Origin of the sequence: Citrobacter amalonaticus (genome assembly GCF_037053465.1) — a bacterium.
Taxonomy (GTDB): domain Bacteria; phylum Pseudomonadota; class Gammaproteobacteria; order Enterobacterales; family Enterobacteriaceae; genus Citrobacter_A; species Citrobacter_A amalonaticus_H.
In genome coordinates, this window is the sequence record NZ_JBALIF010000003.1 from 441,044 (window position 1) to 464,283 (window position 23,240).

Below are 23,240 nucleotides of genomic sequence, written 5' to 3' on the forward strand. Positions count from 1 at the left end.
TCTTTTTACACTCCTGTCTGAAAGGTGCCACGCCACTCATCGGCGGTGAAAATTGCGGGAATCTTGATATCCCCTAGTCGTTTTCCCTGCCGCTGACGCCAGCGCAAATAACGATCGGCGGGATTATCAATAAACTGACAACGCAATGGCGCAAGCTGATCAAGCCGTCGGGCATAGCAATACTGCGGATTACTACGCAACCGTTCTTCAATATCGTTAAGATACGGCACATTGCGCTCACGAAGCGCGCTATCCAGTAACAGCACATACCCGGGCGTTGCGATATCCGGCGCCAGAGCGGCAAAACCGCGCAGAGACGCCAGACAGTTAATAACAAAAGGTTCAGTCAGCTTTTCGCCAACCAGGTCGCTGTATACCCCGTCACGTCCGGTGAAACGCAGCCCAGGTATCCCTTCGCTTTCACCTGTACATTTCACACGATCGCCCGTTTGGTAGCGATAAAGACCGCTGTTGGTGGTCACAATCACACGATACTCCGCGCCGACAACCAGTTCATCAGCCAGCGATATCACGCCATCGTCAGCGATAAACTCATAAAAATTACTGTCGACGCACAATGTTGGCAGACCATGTTTATCCGGCACGCTAATAACCGCTTCGGTCGAAAGAAGTCCCTTTGGCTGCAGGCAGACACCTGAAAAATGCTGCATCATCTCATCGGCCAGCGATTGCGAGGCGGCATCTGTCCAACAGCTAATGACTGCCAGCTCAGGCCAAAGCTGGCGAGTGTCAGACGAAAGAAGATAGTGTTGATAACGGCTTAGCGCCTGGGCATCAGGAGCCAGAGTATGTCCGGCGATGTCTCCGCCATGGGCCAGCAGCGCGAGTAATGTCTGCTGACGCGTCTGCAACCCCGTCAGTAATGAGGTGAGGAAAGCCGGACTCCAGACCGAAATAAGCCTTAGATCGTGACTACGTAGTAAATAGTTGAGCGTGAGCAGTTGCCAGTCGGCCATATCTTCCACATTACCGACACTAAGCGGTACGGCAGACAATCGGATAAACGCGGCAAGATTATTCTCCCCCAGATAAAGCGCATCCCCGGCCCCCACTGGCACTCCGCCGCAGGTATTCTCCTGCCGGGTGGCAACCGGGCTTAATGCCCAATAAGCATGCCCCTGCGTTAACTGGTGTTCACGAATGGTATCCCCCAACCAACGGGTTAACGCATGACGAAAATCCGCCAGACCACGCGCCGAATAAGGAATGAGTTTTCCGCCGCTATGGCTACCGCCTGTTCTCTCAAAAGCCTGCACACTTTCGCAAAAGAGGACGTTTTGCTGTCCCTGCCCGATTCGTTCAATCAAGGGGGCCAGCGTCTCGTATTCAACCACGGGCACACATTGCTGAAACGCCTCTATCGTTGCGATTTCGGCAAAGCCTTTTTCTTTCCCGTACAGTGAGTTTTGGTTTGCTCTCAGACAGTTCATCAACCATTTTTCCTGTCTCTCACGTAGCGAACCATGCACACAAGAATATCGCTGTTGAAAATGGTGCCAGGGATTGCAATTACTCATGGATAAACTCCACCTCAGGATCGGTGAACCATTTTTGATAGCGAGTGGCAAAATTCTCCTGCACAAGCTCACACAGGCATACCAGCTCATGACCATGGGCGTAATGTGGGTTTTTACGTAAAAAGAAATTAACTTCTGGCCTGCTATGCAATGACTCAGGGATCCTGGCTAGCGGTGCTTTCAGATAGCCGTAATGTTCAGGGCATTCCACAACGCCAGTCACTGAGTTATAAAGCGAGCCAAACTTGTCAATCGCCAGATGAGAGGCCAGACGCTGAAGTTCAGGTTCATCGTGCAGCCAGTGGGGATAAAATGTTCGGGCAAACACTTTCAGACATTTATAGGTTCTTACACCTTTAACTAACAGAAACCAATAGAGTTTTTTATTTGGCGCTTGCGCTTTGAGCAAGCCCATTCTCATTATCCAGACCCGATGAAGTATTTGTTGTTTCCAGTGTTTCGGCATCACAATCGTATCACCGGAATAAACAATAACGCCCTGTTCATGTTCATAAAACTGGATATTACTGAAACCAACAAGCTGCCCCTTATATTCCAGAAGCAGCGTTTCATCTTTATTGTCCAGATCGGCAAGAAAACAGGAAAGATCGCTCCCCGCATATGACTGAAAATAGATCTCAGCCATTTGCTCACGCCTGTCGTCTGTCAGCGTTGATATTTTCTGAACATATGCCCGGTAATCGGCCATTGACACATCCTTGTGGTTACATGCTTATCAATATCTCAACAGCAAAGGTTACCCAATCCACGAAAAAATGCTGTATTTTAAATGGTTATTTTAAGACAAAATTAATATCCCTTTGATAAAAAAGAAATTAAAGTCCAGTGGACTCTCTGTCTTCCGACGGCACTATCCCGTAAATCACTGGCCTCTGTTTGACCCCGCAGGGTATATGGGAGTTTTAACCGAATACCCGTTTCGCTGTTGGCTGATTAGCCAGCAGTGAAAGTCTACAGAGGAGTGACTTTCCATATTTATCCCATGAATATGCTCCCTTTTTATCTTCCGTGCGGTGTAAAACACCTGAGCGCTCATCCAGAGAACATTTATCTGAGCCGAAGCTGTTTTTTCAGTATGGACAACAGGCTGACCCGAAAGGACTGCGTTAAGTGGATTCGAACGTTAATTGCCTGGCGGCGAAAAGTGACTTATATGACGGGACAGCAGAACGACAAAAGAAAATGCTAATGGTTTCCTCAAAAATGCCAGATCAATGGCTACCGATCTGGCAGGTTATTTTTCAGAGCACCTTACTTAAAAATTCAGCCGTTCGCGGGTTCGACGGCGACGTAAACAGCGTCTCAGGCGTGCCTTCTTCCTGAATCACACCATGATCAATAAAGATCACCCGGTCGGCCACTTCACGGGCGAACCCCATTTCATGGGTGACAATCACCATGGTCATGCCTTCGTTCGCCAGGTTTTTCATCACCGCCAGCACATCCCCCACGAGCTCGGGGTCCAGCGCCGAAGTGGGTTCATCAAAGAGCATGATCGAAGGATTCATCGCCAGCGCACGGGCAATCGCCACCCGTTGCTGTTGCCCTCCGGATAACCGCGAAGGCCATGCATCGCGTTTATCGCTTAGACCTACCTTTTCCAGCAGCATTTCAGCCCGGCTCACGGCCTCCTTGCGCGCCATTCCCAGCAGCATTTGCGGTGCCATCAGCAGATTTTCCAGCACCGTCATGTGCGGAAACAGATTGAAACGCTGGAAGACCATCCCAACGCTTTCACGCATTTTATTGAGGTCGGTTTTACGATCGTGAACGGCGAAACCGTTCACGATGACCTCGCCTTCAGTGACGGTTTCAAGCGCATTCATGCAGCGTAAAAAGGTGCTTTTGCCGGAACCTGACGGCCCAATAATGCACACGACTTCCTGAGGCTTGATATCACAGTCAATCCCGCGCAGGACATGGTTATCACCAAAGTGTTTATGTAAATTTTTAATGTGGATCACTTTTGCCAAACCTCTTTTCCAGACGATTAACCAACTGCGCGAGCAGGAATGTCAGTACCCAATAAACCAGGGAAATGGTCAGGTAGGGTTCCCAGTAGGTCGCATATGCGCCCGAAACGGTTCTCGCGGCATAGGCCAGATCGGCAAGCCCAATCGCAGAGGCAAGCGATGAGTCTTTAACAATCGCGATGGCATTATTGCCCAGAGGAGGAAGAATACGGCGAAACGCTTGCGGCAGGATCACTTTGCGCATGGTTTTCCACCACGGCATTCCCAGCGCTCGCGAGGCTTCCATTTGTCCCGGGTCGATTGACTGGATCCCCGCCCGGAAGATTTCCGACACATACGCGCCGGCATTGAGCGTAATAGCGACAATGCAGGATAAAAAAGCCCCGTAGCCTGAACGCAGTTCACGGGCGAAATCCGCACTCATTATTCCGCTGGTGACCAGTATCCCGTCACGGGGATTAATGAACAGTGGCACTAACGCAAAATGTACCACCATGATCTGGACGAACAGCGGCGTGCCGCGAAAAGCGCTGACATAGAAGCGAACAGGAAACTGAACGAGATAGCGGAGTGCGTATTTCCAGAAACCGTGCTCGGCTTTCGCCATGCGCCCCAGTCCCAGCGTTAGCCCCCAAAGCGTGCCCAGGCAGACACAGATAATGGTACATTTTATGGTCATCCACGCGCCTTCCATAAATAATGGCGCGTACTCCTGGATGATTTCCCAACGAAATCCCGTCATGGTTTTCCCCTGAAAAAAAGCTGACACAGAGGTCGTGTCAGCCTAAAAATAAATTAAAAAGCCAGTTATTCGGACGGGAGCGTCGGCACGTCGCTATCAAACCAGGTTCTATAGATCTTGTCGTAGGTGCCATCAGCGACAATTTTTTTCAGTCCGGCATTAATTTTTTGCTGTAGTTCAGTGTTTCCTTTCGCTACCGCGATACCGAAATACTGGCGCTCAAATTTTGCGTCTGGCACTAATTTGAACTGTTTTTCCGGATGCTGCTTTATGTAGTATTTCACCACACCAACATCACCCACTGCGGCGCTGACGCCATCTTCAAACAGTTCCTGGAGCATTAACGGCGTATTGTCGAAACGCTTAATTGCGGTGCTGTTTTTCCCCAGAACGCCTGAAACCACAATGTCACCGGTGCTGGAGTTGACGACCCCCACCTTTTCCGTTTTTAACGAATCCAGTGACGTCACTTTAGAATCCGCCGGGACGACAATAGACTGTTCCGCTGGGAAATACGGATTGGAAAAATCCACCATCTGCTTGCGCTTGTCCGTGATGGTAATGCCGGAAATAATAATGTCGCGATCCCCGGAACTCAGCGTCGCGAAAATACCTTCCCACGGCGTGTTGACCAGTTTTACGTCAAAATTTTCCGCTTTGGCGATGGCCTTAATAATATCGATATCAAAGCCTTCCAGTTGTTTCTGGCTGTTTTCAAATTCAAACGGACGATAGGTACCACCCGCCCCAACAACATAGGTTTCCTGTGCTGCAAATACGGCGCCTGTCAGGGCCATCATCAGACATCCTGCTTTCATCCACTTACTGAACATTCCCTTCTCCTTTTATTTTTATGCATATTTAATGCATAAAAATACACAAATAGATTTCCTTATGCAATCACTATCTCAACCGCATTTTGCCGGGCGTGATCCGGGTTTACTTCACCGTGTTTACTGCCTTCGCGTGTTCCAGCGCCATCGCGACAAAAGCGCTTGCCGCCGCAGTTCGCCAGGCTCCTTTACGTTGCATGAGTACAGCGGTGCGTTCGAGTAGCTGTGGTGACAAAGAGATAGCCCGCAGATCGTCGCGTTGCGCGGCGATGGGCGCAGGAAGCAGCGTGGAAAACATTGTTCGCCTGACCAGTTCCAGCACGGCGCTGATAGAGTTGGCCTCCATCAACACCTGCGGGCGCAGTCCGGACTGACGACAGTAACGGTCAATCTGCTCGCGGGTCGCAAACTCCGCGCTCAGTAATATCAGTTTTTCATCATTGAGCACGCTCAAACCAACCGACGTCTGCTGCGCAAGCGGGTGAGCATTCGCCACCACCAGCGCCAGGTTTTCGGTCAGCAACGGCTTTGCATCAATATCCGGAGAATGGACTTCATCGAAGGCAATACCGACATCCAGCGCATCGTTAACCAGCAGTTCTTCGATTTTGTCCTGCGGCATTTCCTGCAACTGTAGCGTCACGTTGGGATAGCGCGCATAAAATGCCGCCATTAATGGGCCAATGAAATAGGCCGTAAAGGTGGGCGTCACCGCAACACGCAGCGAACCCCGGCTCAGGTCTTCGACGTCATGAATTGCCCGTTTGCCCTCTTCCAGCGCCTGCAAAGCATTACGCGCATAGTGCAGATAAACCTCCCCCGCATCGGTCAACCGGGTATTGCTCAGTAACGCCCTGCTGGGCGGCATTGGCGGTGCGTTTCCGCTGTGTCTGGTTCTGGCGCTCGACCATGCCAGCCACCCGGTAGTTTCCGGCAAGCTTGTGGCGTTTATGCAGGGAGTAGGATTTTATATTGCAGGATTATCACCGTATCTTTCCGGCGTCCTGCGTAGTATGAGCGGCAACTATTTGCTCGACTGGACGTTTCACGCCTTCTGCGTCGCCGGACTGATGCTACTCACACTCCGCTTTGTCCCCGCGCGCTACCCGCAGGAATGGTCCGAAACAGAATACGTCAGAAAATGAATGACCTGCGTATCATCTATTTTTTTCTGACAAGGAAAGTGCCAGCATGCTGGCACTTTTTTGAATAAAAACAGTTGTCAAATATATGAAATCAAAACAATCAATAATTAATATTAATAATTTTATGCCTAATTAATTAACGTTTACCGTAACCCACCATGAAGCGAATGATCAGGCCACACACTGGTGAAAGAAAAAGAAACAACCCCGTGACCATTTCATCACCAACAGTCAACCACATTGTGACGTAGTATATTAAAGCAGCCAGAACGGCCATACCGATAAACGCGCAGATGGCGGATACCCAACCCAGAACCTGAGCGATATAGCCGCTTACGCCCAGGATGCTAACCGTCAGAAACGCCCAGAAAAAGATCATCGCCATACCTTCTTTTTGCGTGAAATCGATGGTAAATACTTACTCTCCTTATACTTTCAATTTTAAGCGACATCTGTTCCAACGGCAATGACAGCAACTTTTTCATAACAATTTAATTTATGCGACTTTTCTGTATTGCTTTTAAGCACGAATAAACTCGCATTATAAAAATTGTTAGGCCTTACAAGGCTGAATAAAATATTTACGCTTCTTGATTAATTATTTCTGGCTGACATTAATCTCCCGATGGTACATTATACAGCCAGCATTCATGCCCCTCGTGGTTTTCTCCTGACGCAGTTTTACACTCTTTGCAGGAACCATTGTTGTACATGATGGCCTAATACACTGAGCGTACCGCCTGGAGAATACATCTTCTGCGATACAACCAAGAGTATCTACAGAAGGTGTTTATGTTTCCTACATGCAAATTTTCCCGCGCGTTCTTGCATCCGCGCTACTGGCTCACCTGGTTTGGTCTGGGTGTGCTCTGGTCACTGGTGCAACTTCCTTATCCTGTTTTGTGTTTTCTCGGCACCCGTACCGGAACACTGGCTCGCCCCTTCCTGAAACGCCGTGAATCCATTGCCCGTAAAAACCTTGAGCTCTGCTTTCCTTCATATACGCCTGCGCAGAGAGAAAAGTTGATCGAAGAGAATTTCCATTCTCTCGGCATGGCGTTACTGGAAACCGGTATGGCCTGGTTCTGGCCGGACCGCCGTGTGCGTAAATGGTTTGATGTTGAAGGACTGGATAACCTGCAGCGCGCACAGGCGCAAAACCGTGGCGTGATGGTCGTCGGCGTTCATTTTATGTCCCTGGAACTGGGTGGTCGGGTGATGGGCCTTTGCCAGCCGATGATGGCAACATATCGCCCGCACAATAATCCCCTGATGGAATGGGTGCAAACTCGGGGCCGCATGCGTTCCAATAAAGCAATGATCGGCAGAAATAACCTGCGTGGTATCGTCAGCGCACTGAAGAAAGGTGAAGCCGTCTGGTTTGCACCGGATCAGGACTACGGCCCGAAAGGCAGCTCATTCGCCCCCTTCTTTGCGGTTAAAAACGTGGCGACGACGAATGGCACCTATGTGTTGTCCCGCCTGTCCGGTGCCGCAATGCTTACCGTCACGATGGTAAGAAAAGCCGGTAACTGTGGTTATCGCCTCTATATTACTCCAGAAATGGAAGGCTACCCGGCTGATGAAAGCCAGGCTGCCGCCTATATGAACAAGATTATCGAGAAAGAGATCATGCGTGCGCCCGAGCAATATCTCTGGATCCACCGACGCTTCAAAACCCGCCCGTTGGGGGAAGCATCACTCTACATTTAAAAAGGCCGAAAGGCCTTTTTTATTACCCGTTCAGAGCCAATAACCTTGATTATATTATGGTTTTAATGCGTCCGCTCCTAACGCCAAATCAGCGTCGCTGAATCACTATTTATTACCGTTAGAAATTATACTGTCGCCGAATCACGACACCTGTAAGTCACTAAAAGTAAATAAAAAAATGCCTCTTGTCTCGCCTCATTTTTAGGCGTACATTAGCGCCGTCTGGAGCAATTAACGCACAGAATTCTGAGGTGATGCCACAGACGAAACGGGGAACATTCCGAGTTTCGTTTTTACCGGTATCAGCTCTCTATAATCAGATGAGATGAAATTCATTCAGGCGTATTAGTCATTACGCGGAGAGATGAAAGTGAAATATTTCTTTATGGGCATTTCTTTTATGGTCATCGTTTGGGCCGGTACGTTCGCCCTGATGATCTAAAGACAATAATGCAGCAAAAAAACAGGAGCCTTAAGGCTCCTGTTTGCTTTTGAAGGGGGCGGGAACGTTACTCTGTCACTTCGGACGCTGGCTTTGTTGCGGCGGGCAGTAAACCATCGGCACGGAACATTGCTTTAATCCCTCTGATCGCCTGGCGGATACGGTCCCGGTTCTCAATCAGCGCAAAGCGCACATGTGTATCCCCATAATCACCAAAGCCGATGCCGGGCGAGACGCACACTTTCGCGTCGTTCAGGAGCTTTTTGGCAAACTCCAGCGACCCCATTCCGGCATACTGTTCCGGGATCTTCGCCCATACGTACATCGAGGCTTTTGGCATTTCTACCATCCAGCCAGCCTCATGCAGCCCTTTCACCAGCACGTCGCGGCGACGTTTATACTGTTCGGCAATATCACGCACGCACTGCTGATCGCCTTCCAGTGCCGCAATAGCTGCGACCTGTAGTGGGGTAAACGTGCCATAGTCGTGATAACTCTTAATCCGCGCAAGCGCACTCACCAGCGTTTTGTTGCCGACCATAAAACCGATACGCCAGCCAGCCATGTTGTAGCTTTTCGACAGCGTGAAAAACTCCACCGCCACGTCGCGCGCCCCCGGCACCTGCATGATGGAAGGCGCTTTCCAGCCGTCGTAAACAATATCGGCATAGGCTAAGTCGTGTACCACCAGCACATCGTAACGTTTAGCCAGTGCCACCACTTTTTCAAAAAATTCTAATTCGACGCATTGCGCCGTCGGGTTTGACGGGAAGCCGAGGATCATCATCTTCGGTTTCGGGTAACTTTCGCGGATCGCGCGTTCCAGCTCATTGAAGAAATCAACACCGTCCACCAGCGGTACGGAACGCACCTGAGCACCGGCAATCACCGCACCATAAATATGAATGGGGTAACTGGGGTTCGGCACCAGCACGGTATCGCCATGATCGAGTGTCGCCAGCATCAGATGCGCCAGCCCCTCTTTTGAACCGATAGTGACAATGGCTTCGGACTCCGGATCGATGTCCACTTCATACCGTTCCTGATACCAGCGAGAGATGGCCCGACGCAGTCGCGGGATCCCGCGGGATGTCGAATATCCGTGCGTATCCGGCCGCTGCGCCACGGTACAGAGTTTTTCGACAATGTGGGGGGGCGTTGCACCGTCCGGGTTCCCCATACTGAAATCAATAATATCTTCGCCGCGCCGACGCGCAGCCATCTTCAGTTCAGCAGTGATGTTAAAAACATAGGGGGGGAGACGATCAATTCGCGTAAAGCGACGTTCAGGGCGAGAGTCAGCCATAATGTCCTCAGATATACGTTAGCGCCCGGACCGTCCGAGCGACGCTGCCACGATGAGCGGCATGTTTAGAAAATAGCCTGATTAAAATCCTTCTGTCGAGAGGGTAACAAAAATATTTTTTCGTCGGTAAAAAGAGGAATAACAATTTTAAAAGAGGAAATACACCGTCTAAATCACTTCCTGACATTACCTTTCAATAACATCTTGTTGTCATGATAGTAACTACAAAACCCCTGTGTTCAATGAGATGTATTGTTAATACAACAATTGCCTCACAATCCCCTTTTAAAAATATGGTTTTTCCTCATTAGGCTCGCAGTTGAAGCAAGCTGGTCATCCGTGCCGCGGTTACCTATCATAGGCCTTTAACCTTTTGGCAAGAGTCACCCGTGCACGAAATATTTACTATGCTGCTGGCTGTATTTGATCGGGCAGCGCTGATGCTTTTCTGCCTGTTCTTCCTCATCCGCATCCGCCTGTTTCGCGAGCTGTTGCATAACTCAGCCCATACGCCAAAAGAACTGCTCGCCGTCACCGCGATTTTTTCGATGTTTGCGCTGTTCAGCACCTGGTCCGGCGTACCGGTCGAAGGTTCACTGGTGAACGTGCGTATTATCGCCGTGATGTCCGGAGGGATCCTGTTTGGCCCATGGGTGGGCATTATCACGGGCGTGATTGCTGGCACACACCGTTATCTGATAGACATCGGCGGCGTTACGGCGATCCCCTGCTTTATCACCAGTATCCTGGCGGGCTGCCTTTCGGGCTGGATTAATCGCCGGATCCCGAAAGCACAGCACTGGCGCGCCGGGATCCTGGGCGGCATGGTCTGTGAAACGCTGACCATGATTCTGGTGGTTGTCTGGGCACCGACAACCGCGCTGGGTGTGGATATCGTCTCTAAGATTGGTATTCCAATGATCCTCGGTAGCGTCTGTATCGGCTTCATCGTACTGCTGGTGCAAAGCGTTGAGGGTGAGAAAGAAGCAAGCGCTGCGCGCCAGGCCAAGCTGGCGCTGGATATCGCCAACAAGACTCTGCCCCTGTTTCGTCATGTCAACAGCGAATCGCTGCGCCAGATCTGCGAAATCATTCGCCATGACATTCATGCGGATGCGGTCGCGATTACCAATACTCAGTATGTGCTGGCTTACGTCGGTGTAGGGGAAGCGAACTATCGTAATCATGATGATTTCATTAGCCCAACCACCCAACAGGCGATCAATTGCGGAAAAATCATCATTAAAAATAATGATGAAGCCCACCGCACGCCTGAGCTTCACTCAATGCTGGTCATCCCGCTATGGGAAAAAGGCGTGGTCACCGGCACGCTGAAGATTTACTACTGCCATGCCCATCAGATCACGTCGTCATTGCAGGAAATGGCGGTTGGGCTGTCACAGATTATCTCGACCCAGCTCGAAGTTTCCCGTACAGAGCAGCTACGGGAGATGGCAAATAAGGCAGAGCTGCGCGCACTACAAAGTAAAATCAATCCTCATTTCCTGTTTAATGCGCTGAACGCCATTTCGTCATCCATTCGGCTTAATCCAGACACCGCCCGCCAACTGATTTTTAATTTGTCGCGTTATCTGCGCTATAACATTGAACTGAAAGATGATGAACAGATAGATATTAAAAAAGAGCTGTACCAAATCAAGGATTACATCGCCATTGAGCAGGCCCGTTTTGGTGACAAGCTCACCGTTATTTATGACATTGATGAAGAGGTTAGCTGTTCTATTCCCAGCCTGTTGATCCAACCGCTGGTGGAAAACGCCATTGTTCACGGTATTCAACCCTGTAAGGGAAAAGGCGTGGTGACTATCAGCGTCGCAGAATGTGGTAACCGGGTGCGTATTGCCGTAAGAGATACCGGACATGGCATCGATCCCAGCGTCATTGCGCGCGTAGAGTCCAACGAAATGCCTGGCAACAAAATTGGTCTGCTTAACGTCCACCACCGCGTTAAGCTGTTATACGGTGCCGGTTTGCATATTCGCCGCCTGGAGCCTGGGACTGAGATTGCGTTTTATGTGCCAAACCAGCGAGCGGCGACCACCACGCCCGCCACGTTACTGCTTTAATCTGGAGCTACACCGTGAAAGTCATCATCGTTGAAGATGAATTCCTCGCCCAACAGGAACTCAGTTGGCTGATTAAAGAACATAGCCAGATGGAGATTATCGGCACGTTTGACGATGGTCTGGATGTGCTGAAGTTTTTGCAGCACAACCGGGTCGACGCCATTTTTCTGGATATCAATATTCCGTCACTGGACGGCGTGCTGCTGGCGCAAAACATCAGCCAGTTCGCCCATAAGCCGTTTATTGTATTTATCACCGCATGGAAAGATCATGCGGTTGAAGCGTTTGAACTGGAAGCCTTCGACTACATTCTTAAACCGTATCAGGAATCCAGGATCGTCGGAATGCTGCAAAAACTGGAGGCTGCCTGGCAACAACAGCAGTCCGGCATTTCATCTGTGGGGCCAGTCACACGGGAGAATGACACGATAAACCTGGTCAAGGATGAGCGGATCATCGTCACGCCGATCAACGATATCTATTACGCTGAAGCACATGAAAAAATGACGTTTGTGTATACGCGGCGGGAATCGTACGTTATGCCGATTAATATTACGGAGTTTTGTAACAAACTGCCGCCCTCGCATTTTTTCCGCTGTCATCGCTCATTCTGCGTGAACCTGAACAAGATTCGCGAAATTGAGCCGTGGTTCAACAATACCTATATTCTGCGTCTGCAGGATCTGGAATTCGAAGTCCCCGTCAGCCGGAGTAAGGTGAAAGAGTTCAGGCAGTTAATGCACTTATAGCGGGTGAATTCAGTACTGCCTGAAGGCAGTACTGAATGCGTTCGATGCGTGTCAGACCTTGAGCATTTTGACCGTGGCCTCGATATCGATCTCATCTTCAGAGAAAATTAACGTTGTCCCCTGAAACGTGGTGATCGCCAGTTTTTTTACCGTCCGCATTTCACCCGCTGTCGCCGCGGTTTTCGGTCTGATGCTGTTCATCAATAGCCCCACGGACAGCACCGCGTTTTCTTTATCAACTGGCGCATCTGCCGGAACCTCTTCGCTGAACACCACGAAAGACTTTATCGAGGTAAGCTTCAGTCGCTCCCCTGCAATATAGATGTATTTGCTGTCCGGGATGACCTTCACGGCATAGGCTGACAGGCCTTTATTATTGGTCGTCGGCTCAAAGGTTACCGCCGCGTCCTTCTTGAGCAATTCAGGGTTGGCAACCTTAATCACATGAAAATAGCGGTTCTCGCCGTTTTCATCTTTGATAAATCCAAAACCTTTATCTTTAAACCACGTTGTGATTGTTCCGTTCATCGCCATTACCGTCTGGTTAATCTACTCAATTTTTTGCAGCGCGCAGTGTAATGCACAATGCCCGCACAGGCCATGTCTTTACTATCAGTCTGGATGATAAATATCCGTTGTGTACAGGTAAAGTCATCCCCCCGTTATTCACTGACCCGCGAAAAATAGGTTATCATCCGCTCCACCTTCACTATGAGTAGCCTGATGTCTGTAATCAACGATACGTTTATTGCTCCGCCGTGTAACGACGAGATAGAGACGCTCTATCAGGACGATTATCTGGTGCTGATCAATAAACCCTCCGGGCTGCTCAGCCTTTCAGGAAAGAACCCGCAAAATTTCGATTCGGTCCACTTCCGGCTGGTCAGGCAATTTCCCGGCTGCACGCTGGTGCATCGTCTGGATTTCGGCACATCAGGCCTGATGGTGGTTGCCCGCAACAAGGCGATGAATGCCGCGCTCTGTCAGCAGTTTAGCCAGCGCACGGTCAGCAAAGCTTACACTGCGCTACTGTGTGGGCATCTGGAGAACGACGAGGGCGTGGTCGACGCGCCGATTGCCAAAGATCCCGCATTATTTCCACTGATGGCGATTTGCCCACAGCGCGGCAAACCGGCACGCTCTCGTTATCAGGTAATTGAACGCCTCTACCGGGAACGTGAAGACGGGACAATACTGCCATTAACCCGGGTACAACTTACACCAGAGACCGGACGTACCCACCAGCTTCGCATTCACTGCCAGTTAATGGGGCACCCGATTCTGGGTTGCGACCTGTATGGCGGTCGCCTGCTGCCCGGCACAGAACAGACGCCGCGCCTGATGCTGCATGCAAGCAATCTCAGCATTGTTCACCCCGTCAGCAGAGAGTGGATTAACGCTCATCACGCGGCGCCGTTCTGAACGTCTCTTACCACATCAAATCATCAGGCACTTTGAAATCCGCATACGGATCGTCTTCATCCTGTTCTTCCTGACTCAACGCACTGTGTAATACGATACTGCCGGCATCGCGTTGTGCAATTTTATCAGCCACGCTGGCGGGAATAATCGCGTATTCACTTTCACCGCTTTTTTCGGTGGCCAGACGCGCAATCGCCAGACGACCGTTGATCAGTTGCGTCTGAGTCAGCTTATCCACTTCGATTTTCTTGATAACGTTATTATCGGTGAAATTAAAACCAATATCGCCTTTTCCAACGTTGATTCGGTTCATTTCAATCAGTTGCTTCACTTGCGCCTTAAATTCTTTTGCCAGCGTCGCCTGCTTTTGCTGTTCGCTGAGCTGCTTGTCACGTTCAAGCTGCGCCTTTTTATTTTCTTCGACAGCCTCCCTCGCCTCACGAGCCTGCACGCGTGATTTTTTAGCCGTTCTCTGGACTTTAGCCATCTTTTTGCTGGTCACTAAGCCCGCTTTCAGCATCTGCTCTTGTAAGGTCAGTTTTGTCATCGTCGCTTCTGAATCTGGTGAATGATAGGTGAGATTATACCTGCAATGGTTGAGGTGATACCAGTTGGCGGGATTGACACAACGGGAGAAAAAAGAGCCTCAGGGAGTGAATCAGGAGAAAACCCCGTTATGCATGGTTTTCTCCTGCTGTGCTGTGGACTTACAAAATCTGCCCTAATGTCTGACGCAAATGCGCACCTGAGCCCAGCAAACCGGGATTATCATGGACGATCAGATAAACCGGAATGTCCTGAACGTAAGCTTTAAAACGCCCTTTGTCTTCAAAACCACCGCGAAAACCGGAGGCTTTAAAGAACTCAAGGAAGCGAGGCACGATGCCGCCGGCAATATAGACCCCACCAAACGTGCCCAGCGTTAACGCCAGATCGCCGCCGAAACGTCCCATAATGACGCAAAACAGTGAGAGTGCGCGACGGCAGTCAATACAACTGTCAGCCAGCGCCCGTTCGGTGATGTCTTTCGGTTGCAGGTTTTCCGGCAAACGTCCGTCTGATTTGACAATCGCCCGGTACAAATTCACCAGCCCCGGGCCCGATAACACGCGTTCAGCGGAAACGTGACCAATTTCAGCGCGCAGCACTTCGAGGATAATTGCCTCCTCTTCACTGTTCGGCGCGAAATCCACATGACCGCCTTCACCCGGCAGGCTTATCCAACGTTTATCAACGTGCACCAGATGCGACACGCCAAGCCCGGTCCCCGCGCCGTATACCGCGATGGGTTTCCCTTCCACCGGTTCTGTCCCGCCAAACTGAATCAAATGCTCTTTTTTCAGCATCGGGATCGCCATCGATACGGCAGTGAAATCATTGATGATTTCCAGATGGTTGAAGCCGAGATTTTTTTTCATCTCTGCAATAGAAAAGGCCCACGTATGGTTCGTCATCGCAACCCAGTCACCCGTAATCGGGCAGGCTATCGCGATACATCCATCCTCAACGTTCGCCTTGTGCTCATCGAGGTAAACACGCACAACGGCTTCCAGGCTCGGATAATCCAGACCCGAATAGGTTTTGGCCTGCGAAATCTCGCCACTGTTGATATCACACAGAGCAAGACGCGCATTGGTGCCGCCGACATCCCCCACTAAAGCATACTTTGTCATTCTTCAACTGCTCCGCTAAAGTCAAAATAAGTCTTTGCCACACTGTAAATTCAGAGGCTCCTAACGACAACGCCCGAAAAGCGAGTCCCCTGAAAATATAGATCCCGGTCACACAATAACTTTATCGTTTCAGCACCATTTGCAGCGATGCCGTCAGGCTGAGACGGCAAACTAAGCGCAAAATACGACGTTTAAGGAAAAAAACATGCTCCATCCGCGGGCCAGAACCATGTTGATATTGTCGCTACCGGCACTGATACTGGGCATCGCCTCAAGTTTAGTCCTGATTGTGGTGATGAAGTTCGCCTCAATACTGCAAAACATCCTCTGGCAACGTTTACCGGGCGGTCTGGGAATCGCAGCCGACTCACCGGTCTGGATTATATTCACGCTGACACTGACCGGGATTCTGGTTGGGCTGGTGATTCGTTACAGCCCTGGCCATGCCGGTCCGGACCCGGCGACCGAACCCCTGATCGGCGCGCCAATCTCCCCCATAGCCTTGCCTGGACTGATTATCGCTCTGGTGCTGGGCCTGGCGGGCGGGGTTAGCCTCGGTCCGGAACATCCAATCATGGCGGTGAATATTGCGATAGCCGTTGCGCTGGGGCGTCGCCTGTTTCCGCGCATTGGCGCACTCGACTGGACTATCCTGGCCTCTGCCGGCACCATAGGCGCTCTGTTTGGCACCCCGGTTGCCGCCGCGCTGATTTTTTCGCAGACCCTGAGCGGTTCTAAGGATACACCGTTGTGGGATCGCCTGTTTGCACCGCTAATGGCAGCGGCAGCAGGATCGTTGACCACCAGCCTCTTCTTTCATCCTCATTTTTCACTTCCCATCCCCCACTATACCCAGATGCGTATAGTGGACATCTTGAGCGGAGCCGTGGTGGCCGCAATAGCCATTGCGGCAGGCATGGTTGCGGTCTGGTGTCTGCCCCGGATGCACGCGCTATTACACCGTCTGAAAAACCCGGTGCTGATTCCCGGTATTGGTGGTTTTCTTTTAGGCATCCTCGGTGTTGTGGGCGGGCCGCTTACGCTATTTAAAGGTCTGGCTGAAATGCAGCAAATCGCATCCAGCCAGACATTGGGCACTACGGATTTCTTCCTGTTAGCGGTGATTAAGCTCGCCGCACTGGTCATTGCGGCCGCCAGCGGTTTTCGTGGCGGACGGATTTTCCCGGCGGTCTTCGTCGCCGTGGCTCTGGGCCTGATGCTGCATGCGCACGTGGAAGCTGTTCCCGCCGCCATTACCGTTTCCTGCGCCATTCTGGGTCTGATGCTGGTGGTGACCCGCGATGGCTGGATGAGTCTGTTTATGGCGGCTGTGGTTGTTCCGGATACCACTCTGCTGCCACTACTGTGCATTGTGATGCTTCCGGCGTGGCTGTTACTGGCAGGGAAACCGATGATGATAGCCAACCGGGACGATTAATCCCCACGGTTGCGCGACTCCAGCGCCCGGGTGACTGTCCGCAACAGCGCAGGTAAATCGGCTTTCGGCAGCACCACTTCAATCAGCGAAAGCCGTTGTGGAGACGTCAGCCGGGCAAGTACCTCCTTAAGCTGAATGGCCTGCGTTACCCGCCAGCATTCGGCCTGTTCTGCCAGGCTGAATGCTGGCGGGATCTGGGTCCAGTTCCATGATGAAATATCGTTGTAGCGCTGCTTTTCCCCGTGAATGGCGCGCTCCACGGTATAGCCGTCGTTGTTGAGCAGCAGAATAATCGGTGTCTGTTCGTCACGCAGCATGGAGCCTATCTCCTGAACGCTCAGTTGCGCTGCACCGTCACCGGTTATCAGGATCACCCGACGCCCGGGCGCTGCCATTTGCGCACCAAACGCCGCGGGCAAGGCATACCCTATCGATCCCCAAAGCGGCTGAACAAGCAGTTCCGCCCCGGTGGGCAGTGAGAGCGATGCCGCCCCAAATGCCGCGGTACCTTGATCGGCGACGATCACATCGCCGGGGGCGAGAGCGTGTTGGACGGTATACCAGAAGTTTTCCTGCGTCAGCGCGCCGCTGTCCACATGTGGCTGGCGGGGCGCTGACCTTACGGGAGGTGGCGCGAAAGTAAGTTCCAGACATAACTCCCGTAGCGTTGTGACCGCTTGTTCCATCGATAAACCACTAAACCAGATCCGCCCGACGCGAGATGCATGGGGCTGAACCTCAATCGTACGCTCCTGGAGCAGTTGTTGGGTGAAGCCAGCGGTCAGGGTATCGACAAATCGGGTGCCTACACAAATCGTGGTATCCGCCTCCTCAATCGCCTGACGAACGTCGTCACTGCTGGCTCCGCCGCTGTAGGTGCCGACAAATCCGGGTTGCTGTTCGTCAAAAAGTCCCTTTCCCATTAGCAGCGTGGCATGCGCCATCGGCGTCTCTGCCATCCAGCGCTGGAGAACGGGTTGCAGGCCAAAACGCTGGGCAAGAAAATCGGCCAACAGCGCAACCCGAGGGCTGTTCATCAGCCGTTGTCGGGCGTGATAACGAAATGCTGTCACCACACCCTCCTGCGATTCAGGCATCGTGAAATCAAGCGGCAGTGAAGGTGGTACAGCCGGACATTTTGCTACATCGGCAGGCAGCATCAGATAGCCGGGGCGATGAGCCGTCAACATACAGCACAGTACGCGATCGATTTCATGGCAGGCGTTTTGCGCATCGAGTACGGCACTGGCGGCACAGACTGGCTGGCTCATCCGGTAAAAATGCTGGAAATCACCATCACCCAACGTGTGGTGCATCAATTCTCCACGACGCTGAGCGCCGCTGCACGGCGCGCCAACCAGATGCAGAACGGGAACATACTCCGCATAGCTGCCCGCAATACCGTTTATCGCACTCAGTTCCCCTACGCCGAAAGTGGTCAAAAGTGCTCCTGCCCCTGCCACTCGCGCATAGCCATCGGCGGCATAAGCGGCATTAAGCTCGTTTGCACAACCAACCCAACGCACTGTGGGGTGGCCAATCACTTGATCAAGCAATTGCAGGTTGTAATCGCCCGGCACGCCAAACAGATGCTCAATGCCACACTCTGCGATTCTGTCGAGCAGATAATCCGCGACGGTATAAGGGGTTTGCATAACAGCTATCCTTCTGACGTTAACCTCATGTTGAGTATTGAAGAACCGTGGGGCCTGTCCAGAAAGCCGCGACGATGGGGGTGGAAAGCAGAATTTACAGCGCAACGGACGGAAATATCATTGAAAAAGGGCGAGTGTAAACGTATACACTTGAGAGCTAAATTCACTGCGAGGGAAGACTATGGTTTACCAGCCTGATGAAAATCGCTATCAGAGAATGTCGTATCGCCGCTGCGGTCAGAGTGGCCTGAAACTGCCCACAATTTCGCTTGGCCTGTGGCATAACTTTGGCGACACCACCCTGGTGGAAAACAGTCGTGCCCTGCTACAGCGCGCGTTTGACCTGGGGATCACTCACTTCGATCTCGCCAATAATTACGGTCCCCCTCCCGGCTCGGCAGAGCGTAATTTCGGCCGGATCCTGCAGGAGGATTTTTTACCGTGGCGCGATGAACTGATCATCTCCACGAAAGCGGGTTATACCATGTGGGACGGCCCTTACGGTGACTGGGGTTCCCGCAAGTATCTCATCGCCAGTCTTGATCAGAGCCTGAAACGGATGGGGCTGGAGTATGTTGATATTTTCTATCACCATCGTCCCGATCCCGACACCCCACTTACGGAGACAATGAAGGCGCTGGACCACATCGTGCGTCAGGGAAAAGCATTGTACGTCGGACTCTCCAATTATCCGGCCGATCGCGCTCGCGAAGCGATTGAAATCCTGAATGATTTAGGGACGCCTTGTCTGATTCATCAACCCAAATATTCAATGTTTGAACGCGGGGCGGAAAATGAATTGCTGGCAATATTGCAGGAAAAAGGTGTGGGCAGCATCGCCTTTTCACCTCTTGCAGGAGGGCAACTCACCGATCGCTATCTGAACGGGATCCCCGCCGATTCCCGGGCCGCCAGCGGGAGCCGTTTTTTAAGTCCGGAGCAACTTACCGCCGGGAAACTGGAAAAAGTCCGCCAGTTGAATGCGTTGGCTGAAAAACGCGGGCAGAAACTGTCGCAGATGGCGCTCGCGTGGGTGTTGCGTAATGATAACGTCACGTCAGTGTTGGTCGGTGCCAGTAAAACGGCGCAAATTGAAGACGCTGCAGGGATGCTGGCAAACCGTCACTTCACAGCAGAAGAATGCGCCGATATTGATAACATCCTGAACAGCACGCCTTAAACGTTTTTAGCAATTCGTGCTCTCACTCATGATTTAAGAGTTAAGGCGATGAAATGGAGCTTTACGTCCCCGTAATATTGCGTTAACAGGCCGATTACGGCTTCGATCGTGAAGGAGATAAAGAATGTTCAGGTCACTGATTCTGGCGGCAGCCTTGCTGGCTTTTGCACCGCTTGCCGCAAATGCGGACGAAATCACCCTGTTGCCATCGATAAAATTACAAATTGGCGATCGCGATAATTACGGTAACTACTGGGACGGCGGACACTGGCGTGACCGTGACTACTGGCATCGCAATTATGAATGGCGTAAAGATCGCTGGTGGCGACATGATAATGGCTATCACCGTGGCTGGGATAAGCGTAACGCTTATGAGCGCGGATACCGCGAAGGCTGGCGCGATCGCGATGACCACCGGGGTCCGGGACGAGGTCATAAACACCGTCATTAATACTTAAACCGTGACCTGTAACAGGTCACGGTTTTTCACTCAGAGTCCCAGCGCGGTCCCTATCAGTAACCACAGATTCAGCGCCACCACCAGCACTACAATCATCCATCCAGTCTGTTTCACCCAGCGGGTATTCACCAGATCGCCCATCAGCTTGCTGTCACTGGTGAAAATCAACAGCGGCACCAGCGCCAGAGCGATACCAAAGCTCAATAGCACCTGACTCATCACCAGGATACGTGTCGGATCAAGACCAAGCAGAATAACAATAAAAGAGGGCATCATCGTGATAGTCCGGCGTACCCACAATGGAATATGGAAGCGCACGAACCCCTGCATCACCACCTGTCCCGCCAGTGTACCTACAACCGTTGATGACAACCCGGCGGCGACCAGACTCAGACCAAAGACCGTTGCCGCCGCATGGCTCAATAACGGTTCAAGCGTCAGATAAGCCTGATCCAAATCGGCAACGCCGGTGTGACCGCTGAAGTGAAATGCGGCGGCCGCTGTCGCCATCATCGCCAGATTGACAAATCCCGCAATGGTCATGGCAATCGCCACGTCCCACTTCGTTGCCGCATACCGCTGCTGACGGGTTCCGCCATGCAGATGTTGCGTTAAGGAAGAATGCAGATAAATCACATGCGGCATAATGGTCGCCCCCAGCACTCCGGCAGCGAGAAACACCGCTTCAGAGTTGGGCAAGCTGGGAATCATCATGCCTTTGCTCAACTGCGCAAAGTTAGGCTGGGAAAAAATCAACTCAACAATATAAGCCATCGCAACGAACAGCAGCAGTCCACCGATCACTTTTTCCAGCGGTTTTTGTCCACGCCGCTGAAGCATCAAAATCAAAAACGTGGCGATCCCGGTCAGCACCGCGCCCTGTAAAAGCGAGACGCCAAGAATCAGCTTGAAGCCTATCGCGGCGCCAATGAATTCCGCCAGATCGGTCGCCATCGCGATAATTTCCGCCTGTACCCAGTAGAACCAGACCACCGGGCGCGGATAATGATCGCGGATTTGTTCTGCCAGGTTTTTGCCCGTGGCAATACCGAGCTTGGCCGACAATATCTGGATCAGCATCGCCATCAGGTTTGCCCAGACCACCACCCACAGCAATTTATAGCCAAAACTGGCCCCGGCCTGGATATTCGTCGCAAAGTTACCCGGGTCGATATAACCGATAGCCGCGATGAACGCAGGTCCCATTAATGCAAGCCTTAACTTGCGCGCTGCCCTTCCACTGCTACTCTCAACGCGATCGCTTGTCATTTTCTGCCTCGGAAATATAGCCTTTGCTATGTTTTATGCTATGCCTAATGAGAATTGTTATCAAGTACGTGAAATGGGGTAGTAGTGATTTCTCTGATAGGCGGGAACAATGAATAAATTGACGACTGACAATGCGCTCAGCATGTATGACAATTGTTATTAGATTAGCACAACAATGTAACTTTTCACTTCCATACTAAACATCACAGAAGTGTATGGCGGATCACTATTTTTGAATCTCGTCACAGGTCCTGATTATAGTGTGTGTTTGATCTCGTTTTCTTTGTATCCGTTACATAGAATGTGCACAGAAATTAAACCTGCCTCATATTTGGAGCAAATATGGACCGCGTCCTTCATTTTGTACTGGCACTTGCCGTTGTTGCGATCCTCGCATTGCTTGTCAGCAGTGACCGCAAAAAAATTCGCATTCGTTATGTCATTCAATTACTTGTTATCGAAGTGTTATTGGCCTGGTTCTTCCTGAACTCTAACGTCGGCCTTGGCTTCGTTAAGGGCTTCTCTGAACTGTTTGAAAAACTGCTCGGGTTCGCTAATGAAGGGACGAACTTCGTCTTCGGCAGCATGAACGATCAGGGTCTGGCTTTCTTCTTCCTGAAAGTTCTGTGCCCAATCGTCTTCATCTCCGCGCTGATCGGTATCCTTCAGCATATTCGTGTGCTGCCAGTCATCATTCGCGCCATTGGCTTCCTGTTATCGAAAGTCAACGGAATGGGTAAACTGGAATCGTTTAACGCCGTCAGTTCCTTGATTCTCGGTCAGTCCGAGAACTTTATCGCCTATAAAGACATTCTCGGAAAAATGTCCCGCAACCGCATGTACACCATGGCGGCGACAGCAATGTCCACCGTTTCCATGTCTATCGTCGGCGCGTACATGACGATGCTGGAGCCAAAATACGTCGTAGCGGCGCTGGTTCTGAACATGTTCAGCACCTTTATCGTTCTGTCGCTGATCAACCCATACCGCGTTGACGCCAGCGAAGAGAATATCCAGATGTCTAACCTGCACGAAGGCCAGAGCTTCTTCGAAATGCTGGGGGAATACATTCTGGCGGGCTTTAAAGTGGCAATTATTGTTGCGGCAATGCTGATTGGCTTTATCGCGCTGATCGCTGCGCTGAACGCCCTGTTTGCTACCGTAACGGGCTGGTTCGGCTACAGCATCTCCTTCCAGGGCATTCTGGGTTACATCTTCTATCCGGTCGCATGGGTTATGGGTGTACCGTCAAATGAAGCGCTGCAGGTGGGCAGTATCATGGCAACCAAACTGGTTTCCAATGAATTCGTTGCGATGATGGATCTGCAGAAAATTGCCTCTACGCTCTCACCGCGTGCGGAAGGTATTATCTCTGTCTTCCTGGTATCCTTCGCGAACTTTTCCTCTATCGGCATCATCGCAGGTGCGATTAAAGGTCTGAATGAAGAGCAAGGCAACGTGGTATCTCGCTTTGGTCTGAAGCTGGTTTACGGTTCAACGCTGGTTAGCGTGCTGTCTGCGTCTATCGCAGCACTGGTTCTGTAAGGCTGCGCTGAAGTACAAAAAACCGGAGAGTGCGTTCTCCGGTTTTTTT

General features: G+C 51.3%; 22 protein-coding genes and 2 pseudogenes. 10 read left to right on the top strand and 14 right to left on the bottom strand.

Going from position 1 to position 23,240, the window contains the following annotated elements:
- Window positions 1-5: 5 nt before the first annotated feature.
- The 6 genes and pseudogenes from WB371_RS07605 to cynR all read right to left on the bottom strand — a co-directional run.
- Window positions 6-1,538 (bottom strand): GH3 family domain-containing protein, encoded by a 1,533-nt coding sequence (locus tag WB371_RS07605; RefSeq protein WP_336219467.1) that lies wholly within the window; start codon window positions 1,536-1,538, stop codon window positions 6-8.
- Window positions 1,531-2,184, bottom strand: a complete 654-nt coding sequence (locus tag WB371_RS07610; protein WP_336219468.1) for a hypothetical protein — start codon at window positions 2,182-2,184, stop codon at window positions 1,531-1,533. Before WB371_RS07610 ends, WB371_RS07605 begins: the two co-directional genes overlap by 8 nt.
- 616 nt (window positions 2,185-2,800) lie before the next feature.
- The gene (locus WB371_RS07615; RefSeq protein WP_336219508.1) at window positions 2,801-3,523 is read right to left on the bottom strand and encodes an amino acid ABC transporter ATP-binding protein; all 723 of its coding nucleotides are present in this window, start codon (window positions 3,521-3,523) and stop codon (window positions 2,801-2,803) included.
- The gene (locus tag WB371_RS07620; protein ID WP_336219469.1) at window positions 3,510-4,274 is read right to left on the bottom strand and encodes an amino acid ABC transporter permease; all 765 of its coding nucleotides are present in this window, start codon (window positions 4,272-4,274) and stop codon (window positions 3,510-3,512) included. Before WB371_RS07620 ends, WB371_RS07615 begins: the two co-directional genes overlap by 14 nt.
- Before the next feature lie 65 nt (window positions 4,275-4,339).
- Window positions 4,340-5,107 (bottom strand): basic amino acid ABC transporter substrate-binding protein, encoded by a 768-nt coding sequence (locus WB371_RS07625; RefSeq protein ID WP_336219470.1) that lies wholly within the window; start codon window positions 5,105-5,107, stop codon window positions 4,340-4,342.
- A 106-nt stretch (window positions 5,108-5,213) separates the two neighbouring features.
- Window positions 5,214-5,942: pseudogene (gene cynR / locus WB371_RS07630) on the bottom strand (transcriptional regulator CynR); the annotation flags it as partial.
- 28 nt (window positions 5,943-5,970) lie between these two features.
- Here cynR and WB371_RS07635 point away from each other — a divergent pair.
- A pseudogene (locus WB371_RS07635) lies at window positions 5,971-6,252 on the top strand (cyanate transporter); the annotation flags it as partial.
- Between the two features lie 136 nt (window positions 6,253-6,388).
- On the opposite strand, the gene WB371_RS07640 reads toward WB371_RS07635, so the two are convergent.
- Window positions 6,389-6,631, bottom strand: a complete 243-nt coding sequence (locus WB371_RS07640) for a DUF2545 family protein (protein WP_336219509.1) — start codon at window positions 6,629-6,631, stop codon at window positions 6,389-6,391.
- A 413-nt stretch (window positions 6,632-7,044) separates the two neighbouring features.
- On the opposite strand from WB371_RS07640, the gene lpxP reads away from it, so the two are divergent.
- Window positions 7,045-7,965, top strand: coding sequence for a kdo(2)-lipid IV(A) palmitoleoyltransferase (gene lpxP / locus WB371_RS07645; RefSeq protein ID WP_336219471.1), 921 nt, complete (start codon window positions 7,045-7,047; stop codon window positions 7,963-7,965).
- A gap of 370 nt (window positions 7,966-8,335) precedes the next feature.
- On the top strand, window positions 8,336-8,407 hold the full coding sequence (gene ypdK / locus WB371_RS07650; RefSeq protein WP_010723117.1) for a membrane protein YpdK: 72 nt from the start codon (window positions 8,336-8,338) through the stop codon (window positions 8,405-8,407).
- A gap of 67 nt (window positions 8,408-8,474) precedes the next feature.
- Here the strand turns inward: ypdK and alaC are convergent, their stop codons facing one another.
- Entirely contained in the window at window positions 8,475-9,713 is a 1,239-nt protein-coding gene (gene alaC, locus WB371_RS07655) for an alanine transaminase (RefSeq protein ID WP_336219472.1), read from the bottom strand.
- Window positions 9,714-10,102: 389 nt separating this feature from the next.
- Here alaC and WB371_RS07660 point away from each other — a divergent pair, with 389 nt between their 5' ends.
- Complete coding sequence (locus tag WB371_RS07660; protein WP_336219473.1) at window positions 10,103-11,800, top strand: sensor histidine kinase; 1,698 nt, start codon at window positions 10,103-10,105, stop codon at window positions 11,798-11,800.
- Between the two features lie 14 nt (window positions 11,801-11,814).
- Window positions 11,815-12,549: a LytTR family DNA-binding domain-containing protein gene (locus WB371_RS07665; RefSeq protein ID WP_336219474.1), complete on the top strand. Its 735-nt coding sequence runs from the start codon at window positions 11,815-11,817 to the stop codon at window positions 12,547-12,549.
- 51 nt (window positions 12,550-12,600) lie between these two features.
- On the opposite strand, the gene WB371_RS07670 is transcribed toward WB371_RS07665, so the two are convergent.
- Window positions 12,601-13,083, bottom strand: coding sequence for a cold shock domain-containing protein (locus WB371_RS07670; protein ID WP_336219475.1), 483 nt, complete (start codon window positions 13,081-13,083; stop codon window positions 12,601-12,603).
- Between the two features lie 189 nt (window positions 13,084-13,272).
- Here WB371_RS07670 and WB371_RS07675 point away from each other — a divergent pair, with 189 nt between their 5' ends.
- Window positions 13,273-13,971 carry an RluA family pseudouridine synthase gene (locus tag WB371_RS07675; protein WP_336219476.1) on the top strand — a complete coding sequence of 233 codons (699 nt, stop codon included), beginning with the start codon at window positions 13,273-13,275 and terminating at the stop codon, window positions 13,969-13,971.
- 7 nt (window positions 13,972-13,978) lie between these two features.
- On the opposite strand, the gene WB371_RS07680 is transcribed toward WB371_RS07675, so the two are convergent.
- Window positions 13,979-14,518, bottom strand: a complete 540-nt coding sequence (locus WB371_RS07680; protein WP_336219477.1) for a DUF2058 domain-containing protein — start codon at window positions 14,516-14,518, stop codon at window positions 13,979-13,981.
- Between the two features lie 160 nt (window positions 14,519-14,678).
- Window positions 14,679-15,644, bottom strand: coding sequence for a glucokinase (gene glk / locus WB371_RS07685; protein WP_336219478.1), 966 nt, complete (start codon window positions 15,642-15,644; stop codon window positions 14,679-14,681).
- Window positions 15,645-15,849: 205 nt separating this feature from the next.
- Here glk and WB371_RS07690 point away from each other — a divergent pair, with 205 nt between their 5' ends.
- Entirely contained in the window at window positions 15,850-17,082 is a 1,233-nt protein-coding gene (locus WB371_RS07690) for an ion channel protein (RefSeq protein ID WP_336219479.1), read from the top strand.
- Here the strand turns inward: WB371_RS07690 and WB371_RS07695 are convergent.
- Window positions 17,079-18,737 (bottom strand): alpha-keto acid decarboxylase family protein, encoded by a 1,659-nt coding sequence (locus tag WB371_RS07695; RefSeq protein WP_336219480.1) that lies wholly within the window; start codon window positions 18,735-18,737, stop codon window positions 17,079-17,081. The two genes, WB371_RS07690 and WB371_RS07695, sit on opposite strands and share 4 nt — an antisense overlap.
- 181 nt (window positions 18,738-18,918) lie before the next feature.
- On the opposite strand from WB371_RS07695, the gene mgrA reads away from it, so the two are divergent.
- Together mgrA and ypeC are read left to right on the top strand one after the other, a co-directional pair.
- Complete coding sequence (gene mgrA, locus WB371_RS07700) at window positions 18,919-19,917, top strand: L-glyceraldehyde 3-phosphate reductase (protein ID WP_336219481.1); 999 nt, start codon at window positions 18,919-18,921, stop codon at window positions 19,915-19,917.
- Between the two features lie 124 nt (window positions 19,918-20,041).
- Window positions 20,042-20,368 (top strand): DUF2502 domain-containing protein YpeC, encoded by a 327-nt coding sequence (gene ypeC / locus WB371_RS07705; protein WP_336219482.1) that lies wholly within the window; start codon window positions 20,042-20,044, stop codon window positions 20,366-20,368.
- Window positions 20,369-20,407: 39 nt separating this feature from the next.
- Here ypeC and WB371_RS07710 read toward each other — a convergent pair whose 3' ends face one another.
- Complete coding sequence (locus WB371_RS07710; protein WP_336219483.1) at window positions 20,408-21,646, bottom strand: Nramp family divalent metal transporter; 1,239 nt, start codon at window positions 21,644-21,646, stop codon at window positions 20,408-20,410.
- Window positions 21,627-21,710 (bottom strand): hypothetical protein, encoded by an 84-nt coding sequence (locus WB371_RS23775; protein ID WP_420704031.1) that lies wholly within the window; start codon window positions 21,708-21,710, stop codon window positions 21,627-21,629. Before WB371_RS23775 ends, WB371_RS07710 begins: the two co-directional genes overlap by 20 nt.
- Window positions 21,711-21,988: 278 nt before the next feature.
- Between WB371_RS23775 and nupC the strand changes: the two genes are divergently transcribed.
- Window positions 21,989-23,191 (top strand): nucleoside permease NupC, encoded by a 1,203-nt coding sequence (nupC, locus tag WB371_RS07715; RefSeq protein ID WP_336219484.1) that lies wholly within the window; start codon window positions 21,989-21,991, stop codon window positions 23,189-23,191.
- Window positions 23,192-23,240 lie beyond the last annotated feature (49 nt).

Coding starts and splice junctions, on each gene's coding strand:
- WB371_RS07670 (WP_336219475.1), bottom strand. CDS start 13,083: ATGGCGATGAACGGAACAATCACAACGTGGTTTAAAGATAAAGGTTTT.
- WB371_RS07620 (WP_336219469.1), bottom strand. CDS start 4,274: ATGACGGGATTTCGTTGGGAAATCATCCAGGAGTACGCGCCATTATTT.
- WB371_RS07680 (WP_336219477.1), bottom strand. CDS start 14,518: ATGACAAAACTGACCTTACAAGAGCAGATGCTGAAAGCGGGCTTAGTG.
- ypeC (WP_336219482.1), top strand. CDS start 20,042: ATGTTCAGGTCACTGATTCTGGCGGCAGCCTTGCTGGCTTTTGCACCG.
- WB371_RS07690 (WP_336219479.1), top strand. CDS start 15,850: ATGCTCCATCCGCGGGCCAGAACCATGTTGATATTGTCGCTACCGGCA.
- lpxP (WP_336219471.1), top strand. CDS start 7,045: ATGTTTCCTACATGCAAATTTTCCCGCGCGTTCTTGCATCCGCGCTAC.
- WB371_RS07695 (WP_336219480.1), bottom strand. CDS start 18,737: ATGCAAACCCCTTATACCGTCGCGGATTATCTGCTCGACAGAATCGCA.
- WB371_RS07640 (WP_336219509.1), bottom strand. CDS start 6,631: ATGATCTTTTTCTGGGCGTTTCTGACGGTTAGCATCCTGGGCGTAAGC.
- WB371_RS07625 (WP_336219470.1), bottom strand. CDS start 5,107: ATGTTCAGTAAGTGGATGAAAGCAGGATGTCTGATGATGGCCCTGACA.
- WB371_RS07605 (WP_336219467.1), bottom strand. CDS start 1,538: ATGAGTAATTGCAATCCCTGGCACCATTTTCAACAGCGATATTCTTGT.
- mgrA (WP_336219481.1), top strand. CDS start 18,919: ATGGTTTACCAGCCTGATGAAAATCGCTATCAGAGAATGTCGTATCGC.
- nupC (WP_336219484.1), top strand. CDS start 21,989: ATGGACCGCGTCCTTCATTTTGTACTGGCACTTGCCGTTGTTGCGATC.
- WB371_RS07675 (WP_336219476.1), top strand. CDS start 13,273: ATGTCTGTAATCAACGATACGTTTATTGCTCCGCCGTGTAACGACGAG.
- glk (WP_336219478.1), bottom strand. CDS start 15,644: ATGACAAAGTATGCTTTAGTGGGGGATGTCGGCGGCACCAATGCGCGT.
- alaC (WP_336219472.1), bottom strand. CDS start 9,713: ATGGCTGACTCTCGCCCTGAACGTCGCTTTACGCGAATTGATCGTCTC.
- WB371_RS07610 (WP_336219468.1), bottom strand. CDS start 2,184: ATGGCTGAGATCTATTTTCAGTCATATGCGGGGAGCGATCTTTCCTGT.
- WB371_RS07710 (WP_336219483.1), bottom strand. CDS start 21,646: ATGACAAGCGATCGCGTTGAGAGTAGCAGTGGAAGGGCAGCGCGCAAG.